This is a genomic window from Palleronia abyssalis, assembly GCF_900302445.1.
Classification (GTDB): Bacteria; Pseudomonadota; Alphaproteobacteria; order Rhodobacterales; family Rhodobacteraceae; genus Palleronia; species Palleronia abyssalis.
This window is the reverse complement of the sequence record NZ_ONZF01000002.1, coordinates 522,893-537,255: the sequence shown is the minus strand read 5'-3', so window position 1 is coordinate 537,255 and position 14,363 is coordinate 522,893. Positions and strand designations below refer to the sequence as shown.

General features: G+C 64.9%; 14 protein-coding genes. 5 read left to right on the top strand and 9 right to left on the bottom strand.

The genetic code is table 11. From position 1 onward, the window contains the following. Nucleotides 1–34: 34 nt before the first annotated feature. From PAA8504_RS06360 to xylF, 4 genes are all read right to left on the bottom strand, one after another. Entirely contained in the window at nt 35–295 is a 261-nt protein-coding gene (locus PAA8504_RS06360) for a spike base protein, RCAP_Rcc01079 family (RefSeq protein WP_108893308.1), read from the bottom strand. 138 nt (nt 296–433) lie between these two features. After that, complete coding sequence (locus PAA8504_RS06355; protein WP_108893307.1) at nt 434–1,198, bottom strand: ATP-binding cassette domain-containing protein; 765 nt, start codon at nt 1,196–1,198, stop codon at nt 434–436. Beyond that, on the bottom strand, nt 1,198–2,490 hold the full coding sequence (locus PAA8504_RS06350) for a sugar ABC transporter permease (RefSeq protein WP_108893306.1): 1,293 nt from the start codon (nt 2,488–2,490) through the stop codon (nt 1,198–1,200). The genes PAA8504_RS06355 and PAA8504_RS06350 overlap by 1 nt, the downstream gene beginning before the upstream one ends. 66 nt (nt 2,491–2,556) lie before the next feature. After that, nucleotides 2,557–3,588, bottom strand: coding sequence for a D-xylose ABC transporter substrate-binding protein (gene xylF, locus PAA8504_RS06345; RefSeq protein WP_181375713.1), 1,032 nt, complete (start codon nt 3,586–3,588; stop codon nt 2,557–2,559). 198 nt (nt 3,589–3,786) lie between these two features. Here xylF and PAA8504_RS06340 point away from each other — a divergent pair, with 198 nt between their 5' ends. Both PAA8504_RS06340 and PAA8504_RS06335 read left to right on the top strand, forming a co-directional pair. Beyond that, nucleotides 3,787–5,049 (top strand): ROK family protein, encoded by a 1,263-nt coding sequence (locus PAA8504_RS06340; RefSeq protein ID WP_108893304.1) that lies wholly within the window; start codon nt 3,787–3,789, stop codon nt 5,047–5,049. Further along, entirely contained in the window at nt 5,046–6,545 is a 1,500-nt protein-coding gene (locus PAA8504_RS06335; protein WP_108893303.1) for a CRTAC1 family protein, read from the top strand. Before PAA8504_RS06340 ends, PAA8504_RS06335 begins: the two co-directional genes overlap by 4 nt. On the opposite strand, the gene PAA8504_RS06330 is transcribed toward PAA8504_RS06335, so the two are convergent. After that, nucleotides 6,542–7,855, bottom strand: a complete 1,314-nt coding sequence (locus PAA8504_RS06330; protein ID WP_108893529.1) for a cytochrome-c peroxidase — start codon at nt 7,853–7,855, stop codon at nt 6,542–6,544. The two genes, PAA8504_RS06335 and PAA8504_RS06330, sit on opposite strands and share 4 nt — an antisense overlap. 158 nt (nt 7,856–8,013) lie before the next feature. Between PAA8504_RS06330 and PAA8504_RS06325 the strand changes: the two genes are divergently transcribed. Further along, entirely contained in the window at nt 8,014–8,796 is a 783-nt protein-coding gene (locus PAA8504_RS06325; protein WP_108893302.1) for an Fpg/Nei family DNA glycosylase, read from the top strand. Here the strand turns inward: PAA8504_RS06325 and PAA8504_RS06320 are convergent. Then, nucleotides 8,793–9,905: an alkane 1-monooxygenase gene (locus tag PAA8504_RS06320; RefSeq protein WP_108893301.1), complete on the bottom strand. Its 1,113-nt coding sequence runs from the start codon at nt 9,903–9,905 to the stop codon at nt 8,793–8,795. The genes PAA8504_RS06325 and PAA8504_RS06320 overlap by 4 nt on opposite strands. A 22-nt stretch (nt 9,906–9,927) precedes the next feature. Continuing rightward, entirely contained in the window at nt 9,928–11,004 is a 1,077-nt protein-coding gene (gene mutY / locus PAA8504_RS06315; RefSeq protein ID WP_108893300.1) for an A/G-specific adenine glycosylase, read from the bottom strand. A gap of 62 nt (nt 11,005–11,066) precedes the next feature. Between mutY and PAA8504_RS06310 the strand changes: the two genes are divergently transcribed. Beyond that, complete coding sequence (locus PAA8504_RS06310; protein WP_108893299.1) at nt 11,067–11,573, top strand: DUF721 domain-containing protein; 507 nt, start codon at nt 11,067–11,069, stop codon at nt 11,571–11,573. Further along, nucleotides 11,570–12,250 (top strand): DsbA family protein, encoded by a 681-nt coding sequence (locus PAA8504_RS06305; RefSeq protein WP_108893298.1) that lies wholly within the window; start codon nt 11,570–11,572, stop codon nt 12,248–12,250. Before PAA8504_RS06310 ends, PAA8504_RS06305 begins: the two co-directional genes overlap by 4 nt. On the opposite strand, the gene lpxK is transcribed toward PAA8504_RS06305, so the two are convergent. Together lpxK and PAA8504_RS06295 are read right to left on the bottom strand one after the other, a co-directional pair. Further along, the gene (lpxK, locus tag PAA8504_RS06300) at nt 12,247–13,236 is read right to left on the bottom strand and encodes a tetraacyldisaccharide 4'-kinase (RefSeq protein ID WP_108893297.1); all 990 of its coding nucleotides are present in this window, start codon (nt 13,234–13,236) and stop codon (nt 12,247–12,249) included. The genes PAA8504_RS06305 and lpxK overlap by 4 nt on opposite strands. Beyond that, the gene (locus PAA8504_RS06295) at nt 13,236–14,363 is read right to left on the bottom strand and encodes a 3-deoxy-D-manno-octulosonic acid transferase (RefSeq protein WP_108893296.1); all 1,128 of its coding nucleotides are present in this window, start codon (nt 14,361–14,363) and stop codon (nt 13,236–13,238) included. Before PAA8504_RS06295 ends, lpxK begins: the two co-directional genes overlap by 1 nt.

The following is a 14,363-nucleotide window of genomic DNA, read 5'->3' as shown; positions in this document are numbered from 1 at the left end:
ATGGGATCAAGTGTTGGGAATCGAACGGTGTGACCTAGTAGAGGCCGCGGATCCCCGTCGCGTCGGTACCCTGCGCCCAGACTCGCGTGGCCCGGATCGGAAAGACCACACCCGCTGCGACGAACACGGTCTCGGTCGTGCCCAGAACGGTGGTCACGCGAACGACACCGCTGCCCGATACGTTCAGGCCGCGTGTGACATTCGCCAAGTCGGTCGTATCACTGGGGGTAATTGCATCCACACCGCCCGGGGGCGACGACAAACCGGATGCATGATTAGAAAATCGGTCGGCCATGATAAACCCTCTTCGCATGCGACATGCCCCGTGCAGCCGCTGGAAAGGGTCTAAGACGCGAAGGTTTCGCAAATCTCGGCGCACCGAACGGCCGGGCACAGCACTACGCAACACCCGGCCATGGTGAACCCTGCGGGGTCAGGCCGCCAGATGTTCCGGCTTCTTCCCGGCGATGATCATCGCCAGCAAGTCGTCGGTCGAGACGTCATCGACATCCACGATCCCGACAAGTTCGCCGTTCTTCATGACGGCCGCGCGATCGCACAGACGCTTAACCTGGTGGACGTCGTGGTCGATCAGGAAGATCCCCAGACCGTCCTTCTTCAGCTCCTGGATCAACTCCGCCACCATTTGCGTCTCTTGCGGACCCAGGGCGGCCGTCGGCTCGTCCATGACAAGGATCTTCGCCTCGAAATAGACCGCGCGCGCGATGGCGACCGATTGCCTCTGCCCGCCCGACAAAGCGCTGACAGGCGATGCAAATTTGCGGAAATTGGGGTTCAACCGCCCCATGATCTTCCGCGTTTCCGCCTCCATCGCGGCATCGTTGACGAATCCCAGCCCCGTGGTCAGTTCGCGCCCAAGGAACAGGTTCGACGCGGCATCTAGGTTATCGGCCAAAGCCAACGTCTGATAGATCGTCTCGATATTGTAATCCCGGGCGTCGCGCGGATTCTCGATATTCGCCTTCTCGCCGTTGACGAAAATATCGCCGGTATCCTGCCGGTATGCCCCAGACAGACACTTGATCAGCGTCGACTTGCCCGCCCCATTATGGCCCAAAAGGCCCACGACCTCGCCGGGGAAAAGATCGATGCTGACGTGATCGACCGCCTTGATTCCGCCGAAAGAGACCGAGATGTCGCGCATTTCGACAAGGGGGGTGCCACTTCGGTCCACCATCATTTTGCTCCCGTACGCTTGCGGTAGACGATGTCCACCAGCACGGCGAGGACCAGGACCCCGCCCACCACGATATTCTGGAACGGCGCGTCAACGCCGACCATGGCCATTCCCGACTGCAATGACTGCATGATCAGCGCGCCCAGGATCGCCCCATAGATCGTGCCCATGCCCCCTGCCAGGGCCGTTCCGCCGATGACCGCGGCCGCGATGACGCGAAGTTCGTCCAACGTGCCGATATCGTTGGAATGAAAGGACAGTCGGGCCGATGCCACCAGCGCAGCCAGCGCGCAAAGGACACCCATGATCGCGAAGACCTTGACCGTCAGCATCCGCGTGTTGATCCCCGACAGCTCGGCCGCATCCGGATTGCCGCCCGTCGCGAAGATATACCGCCCCAAACGGGTCTTGCGGGCCACCACCGTCATCACGACAGCCACGGCGATCAGCAACAGGACCGAGTAGGGCACGCCATAGCCTTGGGTATAGCCCTCGGGTACGGTCAGGCCCTGCGCCTCGAACTGCCGCGCAAGAACCCGCTCGGGAACTTCATAGGCGTTCAGGGTCGCGACCAGACCAAGGATCAAGACTGCTGCGACGATCATCAGGGCGAATTCGGCCCAGATCGGCTTGACCGGGAACTCGTGAGCAATCCGTGCACGCCGCGCGCCCCAGATGGCAACGGCTGCCACGATCACGGCGATCACGCCCAGGATCCAGCTTCCGGTCTCGCCCATGGTGCCGGAGATCCCGCCCAGAAGCTGGAAGGTCTCGTCCAGCGGGCCAATGGTCTGACCGTTCGTCAGATACCACGCGACGTTTCGCCAGACCAAAAGGCCGCCCAGCGTAACGATGAAGGCCGGGATCGCCAGATAGCCGATCAGGTATCCTTGGAAGGCCCCGATGACCGCACCCGTCGCGACGCCCACCAGGATCGCCAGGGGCGCGATAAGCGGACTTCCAAAGTCGAGGCCCAGCCCGGGAAGGATGGCCGTCTGGGTCATCGCCATCATCGCCGAACAGGTGGCCAGCAAGGACCCAACGCTCAGGTCGATATGGCGGGTGACGATCACAAAGACCATGCCGGTGGCCATGATGGCCACGCTGACGGTCTGGATCGTCAGATTGAAGATGTTGCGCGGCGTCAGGAAACGCCCGTCCGTCAGGAAATTGAACATCAGGCAAACGACGACGAAGGCGCCCACCATTCCCAGAAGGCGCGTATCGACTTCAAGCGTCTGGAAAAGGGATTTTCGCTTCGAAGACGTGCCGGAGGCGCTCGCGTCGGCCATCACTTCACTCCGAAATAGGAAATGTCCCGGCGCGCAAACCACGCACCGGGACAAAGACAGGTTGTATCAGTTGCAGGGTGCGGGGCCGTTCTCGACGCCTTGGCACAGCTCTTCCTGGCTGATCCAGCCGGCATCGACGATGACGTCCAGATTGTCCTGGGTGATCGGCACCGGGTTGAGGAACTCGGCCCAAAGCGTCGTGCCACCGGGCGACGTCCACTCTTCCGCACCTTCGATGTTGCTCATCTCGGTGCCGTCCGCCATCGACAGGGCGATCTCGGCAGCGCGACGGCCAAGGTCTCGGCTGTCTTTCCAGACCGACACGGTCTGCGTGCCCTGCGCGATACGGTTCAGAGCGGCGAAGTCCGCGTCTTGACCCGACACCGGGATCCCGTCGAGGCCCTGCGCCTGGAGAGCCGCCACGGCACCACCCGCCGTGCCGTCGTTCGAGGCCACGACCGCATCGACGTTGTTGTCGTTCGCCGTCAGGATCTGCTCCATGTTGCGCTGCGCGTTGGCGGGCAGCCACTGGTCGGTATAGGCCTCGTCGACGATGGTGATGTCACCGGCATCGATCGCGTCCTGCAGGACCTCCTGCTGACCGCCACGCAAGAAGTCGGCGTTCGGGTCGGTGGGCGAGCCCTTGATCATGACATAGTTGCCCTCGGGCTGTGCCTCGAGGATCGCGCGGGCCTGCATCCGGCCGACCTCGATGTTGTCGAAGGTCAGGTAGAAGGCCCGGGGGTCTTCGATCAGACGGTCATAGCCGACGACCGGAATACCGTTGTTCGCGGCCAGCTCGACGGCGGGAATGATCGCTTGGCTGTCCTGCGCAAGAATGATGAGGGCATCGGCGCCCTGGCTGATCAAGGACTCGATGTCCGAAAGTTGCTTCGAGGACGACGATTGCGCGTCGGCCGAGATGTATTCGGCGCCGGCTTCCTCAAGGGCGGCCTGGATCGCGGCTTCATCGGTCTTCCAACGCTCTTCCTGGAAGTTGGACCAGCTTACGCCAACGGTGGGCCCGTCCTGCGCGAAGGCGGCCGGGGTCAGACAGGTGGCCGAAAGAGCCACGGCGAGCAGAGTGCGTCTTTGCATCAATTCCTCCCTAGAACGATCCGGACTCAGGTCGATCCGGCTGGCAAAGATGTTGCCTGTTTTAATTCGCCTGTCAAACTTAATGTTTGCAATCGGAATGAACGCCCGCGTATTCTCGCGACATGCTGCGCCTGCAACAGACTTATTTTGCGCCGCAGCATAAAAACCGTGGGTCTATTTGTTCGGGGAGGGAACGAAATGGCCGCCGATATTGCGGAAGAGGGCGACTCCGTCTGCGGTCCGCTGATCGTTGGCCCCGATCCTTCGCGCCCCCTGAAGTTGCAAATCTTCGACTATGTCCGGGCATCTGGCCCGGTCTCGCGGGCGCGAGTTGCCCGTGACCTCGGAATATCTCCGGGAACCGTATCCACCCTGACCGGGGCGCTGATCGACAGCATGCTGTTATGCGAGTCCCCCGTTTCACGCAGCGCGGCGAACAGTATCCGCGGTCGCCCCCCCGTCGGCCTCGCCGTGCGCCCCGAAGCGTTCATCGTAGCCGGCATCAAGCTGTCGTCGCGCGACAGCACCGGTATCCTGCTCGACTTTGCCGGGCAGCAACTGACCTCCATCCGGCACCGATCGTCTGCGCCGCAAACGGATGTCGACGCACAACTCGCGACGATTACCGCGATGGTGGACAAGATGCTGTGCGACGTAGGCCGAACGCGTCGGGACCTGGGCGCGGTCGGCGTGGGGGTGCCCGGCTTCGTCCATCATGCTTCTGGGCGGGTGCACTGGTCCTGGGCGCTGGACGGGCGGGACATCGACTTCGCCCGCATCGCGACCGAACGGATCGGCGTTCCGGTCGCCGTGGACAATGACGCCAACCTCGTCGCGCTGGCCGAACTGTGGTTCGGCAAGGGGCGCGACCGCGCGAATTTCGCCGTCGTGACAATTGAACAGGGGGTCGGCATGGGCATGGTCCTCGATCACCGCGTCTTTCGGGGGGCAAACGGCGTGGGCCCCGAACTAGGTCATACGAAGGTTCAGATCGACGGCGCCCTCTGCCGTTGCGGCCAGCGCGGATGCCTCGAGGCGTATCTGGCCGACTATGCCATCGCGCGGGAAGCCTATGCCGCGTTGAACTTGCAGATCGAGGATACGCAACCGGTCCCGGAACTGATCGACGCCCTGCAAACAGCCGCCGCGTCTGGAAACGAAGTTGCACAGTCTATCTTCGACCGCGCCCGCCACCATCTGGCCGCCGGGCTGTCGACCGTCATCAACCTGTTCGACCCTCCGCTTCTGATCCTGTCCGGCGGCCAGCGGCGCTTCGACTGGCTGAACACGCAGGACCTGCTGGTCGAGATGCAGGCCTTTACCATCGATTCCGGGCAACCCCTGCCCCCCCTGGTCATACATGAATGGGGCGACCTTTTGTGGGCATACGGCGCCGGCGCGCTCGCACTCTCGCGTATTACCGAGACCGAGCTGGGCCTCGTCCGGGAAGATGTGGCATGAGGCTGGCGTTCGCCCTGGCAATTCTGCCGCTTGCCGCGCAGGCCGACCCGTCCTTCACGGTCCGTCCCGATGCGTTCCCAGTCGAGCACGTCTATTCCGGCGGGTGGGAGCATTTCGTCGGCGGCGGCGTTGCCGTGCTGGACTGCAACGGCGATACCCGTCCCGACATCGCCGCCGCCGGGGGCGAGACGCCCGCCCGTCTTTTCGTGAATGCCACCGAAGGGCCGGGGGGCGCGATCCGGTTCACCGAAGGCCAAATGTCGGATCTGACGGGCGTCACCGGCCTTTACCCTCTCGATATCGATGGAAACGGGATTCTCGATCTTGTGGTGCTGCGGGTGGGCGCGAACCTCCTTCTGAAGGGCGACGGCGATTGCGGGTTCCGCGATGCCAGTGCCGAATGGGGCTTCGACGGCGGCACCGCGTGGTCGACCGCGTTCTCGGCCACGTGGGAGGGGGAAGCCCAACTACCTACACTCGCCATCGGCAATTACGTGGATCGCACCGACTCCGATGGTCCGTTCGGCGCGTGTGACGACAACGCCCTCTATCGCCCAAAAGGCACGGGCTACGGTGCGCCCAGACCGATCGCACCCGGATGGTGCGCGCTGTCGATGCTGATCTCGGACTGGCAACGCAGCGGGACGCCCGAACTGAGGATCTCGAACGACCGGCACTATTATTTGACCGGCGGATACGAGGAGATGTGGCGCCTATCTCCGCTTGAACCGCGGACCGAAGCGGACGGGTGGAAGAAGGTCTCCCTGTGGGGCATGGGGATCGCCAGCGCCGATATCACCGGCGACGGCCTGCCCGAGGTCATGCTGACCTCCATGGGCGATCAGCTATTGCAGTTCAACGATGGCAAGACCTGGGAAAATGCCCCGTACGAGGTCGGCACCGCCGCCCAACGCCCTTACCAGGGCGACGACGGCCGCCCGTCCACCGGGTGGCACGCCGAATTCGGGGACGTGGACAATGACGGCCGCCTCGACCTGTTCATCGCCAAGGGCAACGTGGACCAGATGCCGTCGAACGCGATGCACGACCCGAACAACTTGCTGATGCAGACTGCCGATGGCCGGTTCACGGAAGCAGGCGCCGCCGCGGGGATCGCCGACGACGCCCGGTCTCGCGGGGCGGCGCTGGCCGATTTCGATGGCGACGGGCGGCTGGACCTCGTTGTATCGGCCCGCCGCGCGCCTCTGAGGCTGTGGCAGAACACCAGCCCGGCGGGCAACTGGCTGAAGGTTCAACCCGCTATGGACGGCCCGAACACCCAAGCCGTCGGCGCTTGGATCGAGCTTCGCGCCGGGCCGGTCCGCCAGGCGCGCGAGATCACCGTGGGTGGCGGTCACGCCGGTGGGCAGGCGGGTTCCATCCATTTCGGGCTGGGGGATGCGACGTCAGCGCAGATCCGAGTGATCTGGCCAGACGGGCGCAAGGGCGCGTGGAAAACGGTACCGGCGAACACCTTCCACGCCCCGCAAGGCTAACGGTCGATCGGCAGGCCCGACGGCACCGTCTCGGGGATCCCCATGCGCCCGGAAAGCGCGGTTTCATCGTCGAGCGCGGCGAGGAACGCCATCAACGCGTCCAGAACCCGCTCATCCAGCGGATGCGGCTGACGTTTGACGGCAGACAGGATCGCCCCGCGTTCCTTGGGATCCGACCAGATCGCCCAATCCGGCTTGGCCCCCGCCAGCGGCGGCAACGCGACGTCGGGCGTATACCGGTCGCTGGCGGCCAACGGCTCGGCATGATCGCGCAGGAATTCGCGCAAGTCGGCATGGCCGCCTGCATGCCCCCAAGGTCCGGTCCTGGTGACGTTGCGCAGCATTGGCGTGCGGAAGGCGTACGCGTCCTCGGTCCGGCCGGTGACCCGCATGCGCCCGACATCACGCTGGTGGCTCTCGAACCGCTCGGCCTTGCCGGGGCCAAGCTGCGGCGCGCCCATCGCGTGAAACTCTTGGTCCGACAGGAAGGGCCCGTCATGGCAGGATGCGCACCCCGCATCGCCGAAGAACAGCTCCATCCCCGCAAGCGCTTCGTCCTCCAGCGCGCCTTCCCCCCTTAGATGCCGGTCGAAAGCGCTGTCGTCGGACCGCCATTCCGCGCTGACGAACGCAGATATGGCGTTCGAGATGTCGGTGAACGCGATACGCCCCCCGGACGCGATGTCCGGATAGGCCGCCGCGAAACGGGTGCGGTATTCGGGAATGTCCGCAACGCGGCCCGCGATGATGTCCCACGCACCGCCATCGCCGGTCAGGCGACCCTGCCGCACCGCCTTGGCGACGTCGTTTTCCTGGTAGTGCCCCGCCATCTCGTCCGGGGACAGCACCGGAAACATGGTCTGCGCGGACAACAGATTGTCGAAACCCGCTACCATCTCTTCCTCCAGCGGGGTCCGAAGACCAGAGGGTCGGTCGGGATCCGCCTCGATCCGGCCGTCGGCGAACATCACCGTCACATCCCGGTGGCCGGTGTTGAACAGCGCCGGCGCGTTGCGCGGGATCCGCTGCTCTGGCAGGTTCTCGGGATCGGCCTGCCGGTCGGGCCCAAGCCCCACGCCGCCATCCCCCAGACCCAGGGCAATTCCGTCGCCCGTCGCGAACCTAGGGTGATGACAGGTCGCACAGCTGACGCTGCGATTGCCCGACAGGATGGGATCATAGAACAGCAACTTCCCCAGCTCGACCTCCTCCGCGCCATGGCTTGGAAAGCCCGTCTCGTCGATTGGGACGGGATCGGCCGCGACAGGATTGGCGGCGAGTAGGCTCAGGAAAATCAGAAGGCTGCGCATGCGCGTACCAAAGCACCGCGCACGTCGCTGGGCAAGATCGCCCATCACCGGTGATCCGTCGGAAATCGAAGGCGCAAATTGACGCGCGGCCCGGGTTGCGGCCAGGGCGGAGGGAACGAACCCGTCACCCTGCCCATTTCCGGGGGCAGGAGGTGCCGATGCCCGAATTACCCGAAGCCGAAGCGAACAGGCGCCGCGTCGAAGCGATGTGCTTGAACCGTACCATCGTCAGCGTCGAGGCCGGCGACGACGTCCAATACATCACGCTTCCGGGCGGCAATGCGCGCCAACGTCTGGTCGGACATCAGTTCACCGAAACCCGCCGCCACGGCAAACTGATCTTCGCGGGCTCGAAGACGGGCCCCTGGATCGCCGTCCACCTTGGGATGAGCGGATCGCTCCGCCCCTATGACGATGGGGGAAAGACACCGGATTACCGCAAGCTGATCATCGCGTTCGAGGGCGACCGTCGGCTTGCCTTTCGCTGCCCCCGCAAGCTGGGCTGGGTCCACGTGATCGACGACCCCGAGACCTTCATACGAGACGAGGGCTACGGGCCCGATGCCCTGGAGATCAGTCGCGAGGCGTTCCGGGATGTGATCGGCGGCACACGCGGGGCGGTCAAATCGGCATTGATGGACCAGAAGAAGCTGGCCGGTATCGGCAACCTGTGGTCGGACGAGATATTGTTCCAGACCGGCACATCCCCAACGGCCAAGGCCGCGGACTTGGACGGTGACCGGTTGGACGCCCTCCATGACAAGATGCCCCGCGTTCTGGAAGCGGTGGCTGCGACGGACATGGATTACAGCAAGCTGCCCGGCGATTGGCTGATCCCGAACCGGACTGAAGGGGCGGACTGCCCCGTTTGCGACGGGACGATCGTCAAACGCAAGGTGGGCGGCCGCACATCCTACTTCTGCGACACCCACCAAGCCTAGCGCGGTGCCGGGTTCAGGGCCTTGTTGTAGGGGTGCCAATCCTTGATCTCAGGATAGAACTGCCGCCGCCACGCCTTCACCCTCGGGTTCATGATCCGCTTCCACAACGGGGGGATCATCGCGGCTACGGTCATCACGGGATAGCCCGCGGGCAGTTGCGGGGCCTCGGTACTGGAATAGGTCTGCAAAAGCGGGAAACGGCGGTCGGGCTTGTAATGATGGTCGGAATGCCGCTGCAGATTGATCAATAGCCAGTTCGAGGCCTTGTGACTGGCATTCCACGAATGCCGGGGCCGCACATGCTCGTATCTGCCGTCGCCGAGGTATTTCCGCGTCAGCCCGTAATGTTCGACGTAGTTGACCAGTTCCAGTTGCCAGATCGCGACCCCCGCCTGGAAAAGCAGAAGCCCCACGCCGGCCCACCCGCCGATGAGGAACGCAGCCAGAAGGAACCCTGCTTGGAGCGCCCAGTATTTCCAGAACGGGTTGGTGCGATGCCACCAGGGCCGGCCCCGGCGCTGCTGCATCGCGCCCTCGGCCCGGAACGCCGAGACCAGGCTTTGCTGCAGGACACGGGGATAGAAGCGGTGGAACCCCTCGTTGTAGCGCGCGGTGACGGGGTCGCGGCCGGTCCCGACATACCGGTGATGGACCAGAAGATGCTCGGACCGGAAATGGGAATAGAAGACCATGGCCAGCAGAAGGTCCGCCAACCACCGTTCCGCCCGGTTCCGCTGGTGCATCAGTTCGTGCGCGTAGTTGATGCCGATGGTCCCCGACAGGACGCCGACGCCGAAGAACAGGCCAATGGCCTCGGCCGTACCCAGATCGGACTGTTGGACATACCAGATCAACCCGTAGGTCAGCGCAACCTGGATCGGCAGCCAGATCAGCGTGATAAGACGATACCAGAACAGTTGCGTGTCGGGTGTCGTTGGATCGGCATTGGCCTCGTTCAGGCCGGCGAAACTGTCGATGATCGAAAACAGCCACCACGTCGCGGCAGGCACCAGAAGGACCCACCATCCGCCCAGCGCCGCCGCGAGGATCACGACGGGCACCAAAAGCAATGACAACCAGAAGGGCAGAGCCTGCGAAATGTGGGTCATGCGATGCCTCCTTGCCGTGTCATCATACCGATCCGTTCGATTGTTGCTCAACGGTGCCGAGCTGTCCTGACGCAAGGTCAAACGCCTTGCGCATGACGGTCGGCAGGTCGGATGGACGAAACTCCGCCGATGGCAGGAACCGCCCTCGTCGCGGCTCCTTCAGATCGTCCGCGATCATCACGTCGAGGATAAGGTGAAAATGCGTGAAAGTGTGGCGCACTTCTCCGGCTTCGGCCCATTTGGCGTCCGCGGGTGGAGCATGATCGGGGACCGCTTCGGCCCAGTCCGACCCCGGCCAGCCCCGCATGCCCCCCAGAAGCCCGCTTTGGGGGCGCGTTTCGACCAGCCATGCCCCATCGGCCCGACGCCCGACATAGACGACGCCCCGCCGCACCGGCTTGGCCTTTTTCGGGCTTTTGCGGGGAAGCGTGGCGGCGATCCCCTCGGCCCGTCCCACGCACATGTCCATCAGCGGACATATCCCGCAAGCGGGGCTGCGCGGCGTGCAGATCGTCGCCCCCAGGTCCATGATCGCCTGGGCGTAATCCCCGGGCCGCACCTGCGGCGTATGCGCATCCGCCAACGCCGTCAGTTCGGGCTTTGCCGCCGGCAGGGGCGTCTCGACCGCATGAAGGCGCGAGATCACACGCTCGACATTCCCGTCGACAACCGTTTCGGGGCGATCGAACGCGATGGATGCGATAGCCGCCGAGGTATACGGGCCGATACCGGGCAGCCCCGCCAGACCTTCGCGGGTATCCGGAAAATGACCGCCCAGGTCCCCCGCCACGATGCGCGCGCATTTCAACAGGTTGCGGGCGCGGGCATAGTATCCAAGACCGGCCCATTCCCCCATGACAGCGGTATCCTCGGCCGCGGCCAGATCCCCGACCGTGGGCCAAAGGGTCGTGAACCGCTGGAAATAGGCCTTCACCGCCGCCACGGTCGTCTGCTGAAGCATCACCTCGGACAACCAGATACGGTATGGATCGGGCCGTTCGTCCGCCCGGCGCGCGGCGGGCCCCACGCGCCAGGGCAGGTCGCGGGCGTGTCCGTCGTACCAGTCCAGCAATCTTTCGGAGACGGAGGCGTCACGCATCTTTTATGCTTCCTGATCAGGGCGGGGCTTCCCCCTGTGGCGCACATGCCTAGATTGGCCGCATGAGTGCAAACCAGTCGCCACATCGCCGCACGTTTCGCAAGGGGGCAGTCCGCGCCGCCCAACTGATCGAGCGTGACGTCCGCAAGGTCGGTGAAAGCCGCGGGTTCGCCGTGTCGCGCCTTCTGACTCGCTGGGCCGAGGTCGTGGGGCAGGATATCGCGTCGATCTGCCGCCCCGTCGATGTCTCGTTCTCGCGCGGGGGGATGGGGGCGACGCTAACCGTTCTGACCACCGGCGCGCAGGCCCCCATGCTTCAGATGCAGAAGGAGAAACTGCGCGAGAAGGTGAACGCCTGCTACGGCTATCAGGCGATCCGCCGCGTCCACATCACCCAGACCGCCCCGACGGGCTTTGCCGAACCCGCATCCTCCTATACCCCGCCGCCGAAGACCACGGCGGCCCCGGCCGTCTCGGTTCCCGAGGTGGGCGACCCCGGCCTGCGCGCCGCCCTCGAACGCCTGGGCTCGAACGTCCTCGCCTCCAGCACCAAGAAGGAACAATCATGAACAAGATCGCGACCCTCGCCGCCACCGCCGCCGTTGCCGCAGGGGGTATCTGGTACCTGTCCGGCCCGGGCGACAATCCCGCGATGACGCCGTTCACCCCGGCCCAGGCGCAAGAGGGCGAGGCCACCGCTGAGGCATCGGATGTCGAGATCCAGGAGATGACGCTAGGCAACGAGGACGCCGCGGTTCAGGTCATCGAATACGCGTCCTTCACCTGCCCGCATTGCCGTGACTTCCACGACAACGTTTTCCCGCAGCTCAAGGCCGACTACATCGACACGGGCGAGATCGAGTTCGTCTATCGCGACGTCTATTTCGACCGCTACGGCCTTTGGGCCAGCATGGTCGCCCGGTGCGGTGGATCGGAAGACCGCTTCTTCGGCATCGCCGACCTGATCTACGAGCGGCAGCGCGAATGGACCCAAGGCGAGCCTGCCGAGATCGCGTCGAACCTCAAGACCATCGGCAAGACCGCCGGCCTGGACGAGGAACAGCTTGATGCCTGCCTGTCGGACGGTGCGAAGGCCGAAGCGCTCTACGCCAACTTCCAGCAGAACGCCGAGGCTGACGACATCACATCTACGCCCAGCTTCGTCATCGACGGCGAGAAATACTCGAATATGAGCTATTCCGAGTTCCAACGCATTCTGGACGAGAAGCTCGGCGGGGAAGGCTAAATCCCGATCCGGTCCAGCGCTGCCAGCACCGGCGCCGGATCATCGAACTCCAGCCGAACGGGGACCGTCAGGACGGACGGACGGAAGGACGCGGGCAGACGCACCGCGTCCTTTTCCGTTGTGACGAGCTGCGCGTTTGCCTCTCGCGCCTCTCGCGTCAGCCGCGCCAGGATCGTGTCGGAATAGACTTGGTGGTCGTCGAAGCTTCGCGCCGCGACGACATTGGCACCCACCCCGTTCAATGTGTCGAAGAACTTTTGCGGGCGGCCGATCCCGGCGAACGCCAGAACTCGCAGGCCGTCCCAGGGCATGCCTGTCCGGATCGGGGACAGCCGACCCGTCGCACGCGCGCAAGGAATTTGTGCGCCCCATGCCGCGTCGAAACCCTGCTGGGCATTTGCGGACCCGATGGACAGCAGAAGGTCCGCGCGCCCCATACCGGCCGACACCCCCTCCCGAAGGGGCCCTGCCGGGACCACACGCCCGTTGCCAAAGCCGGTTTCGGCGTCCACGACCAGGATCGAAAGGTCCTTGCGAAGGGCCGGGTTCTGAAAGCCGTCATCCATCACGATGACGTCCGCCCCGCCTTCCACGGCGGCCTTCGCGGCGGCTGCGCGATCCCGCGAAACGTGTACGGGGGCGAAATTCGCAACGATCAGCGGCTCATCCCCTACATCAGCGGCAGTATCCCGTCGCGGATCGACCAGGTGGGGGCCTTTCAGCGTCCCGCCATATCCGCGAGAGACGACGTGCGGCGCGGCGCCGCGGTCGGCCAGCATCTGCAACAGGGCGATGACGGTCGGGGTCTTTCCGGTCCCCCCGACATTCAGGTTGCCCACACAGATGACCGGGACCGGCAGGCGTAAGCCCGACTTTCGCAAGCGGGCCGCGGTCGCCGTCGCATAAAGATGCCCGAGGGGCGACAAGGCGCGCGCGGCGAACCCCGGCGCATCGGCGGGCCGAAACCAGAACTTCGGCGCGCGCATCAGACCGGGATCCCCGCCAGCGTATCGTCCAGAAGATCGACCAACTGCGCCGTCGCTTCCGCACCTTCGCTGGTAACCGACCAGCCGCGATGAGCCATGGCCGCGGCCTCCTCGGGGTTCAGAAGGCTCTCGACCCCGGTGCCGAGGGTCGCGGAATCCTGAATGCTCCGGACCGCACCGACCGCCGTCAGGCGCGACATGCTCGCGACATCTGCCCCCTGCGGCCCTGCAAGAAGCGCCGTGCCCAGGGACGCCATGGCCAGCGGATCGAGGGAAGGGCCATCGCCTGAGAGCGTGCCGCCCATGAACGTCACCGGCGCCAGTCGAAGCCAAAGTCCGTCCTCAGTCCCAAATTCCGTCAGCAGGACCTGTGCATCTATCGGAACGCCATCCGCATCCCGATCCACCCAGCGCCACCCACCGTCGCGCAACCGCGACGTGGCGGTGGCATCGTCGACATCCAGCACCAGCAACAGCCTGTGGGTCATCCGGGATGCCAGCGCGTGGGCCTGCAGAATGGCCTCGGTCTCGTCCGCCATGGCCCCCAGTGCCAGCCAGACGGGGCGGTTGCCGAAGGCTTCGTGCATCCGTTCGATCTCGGCGCGGTCCGCATGGGGCAGAAGCGGCGTGGTCGACAGGGGGCCGGTCACCTCGATCACGGGATCCAGTCGCAGATCGGGCTCAAGCGCGAGGATGGCATCGAAGCCCCGCATCTGCCGGATCATGGCGGCGGCATGGCGGGTCGTATCGACCTCGACCGCGATCAGGGGGATGCCGCGCGCCAGCGCTTCGGACCAGAGCATGGGGAAAACGTCGTTACCGGCGAACAGGGCGATGTCGGGCCGCCAATGGTCCAGGAACGCGCGCACGGACGGGACGGTGTCCGAGGGCGGGGCGTCGATCAGGCCGCCATCGGCTTGGTCCCCCGTGATCAGAACCCGAAGATCCCGGTGCCGTTCGCGCAGCCGTTCGACCGCGATGCAGACACCGGTCGGGTCAAAATTCTCCCCCAAATGCAACCACATAAGCCGCCCCTCGGGTCGCGCCCGCCGCGCCATGGAGGGGCGGCGGGACTGGGTGCGGGCCGAGAGACGGTGGCGCAGAAGGGTGAGGGAGAAGTCGGGCAA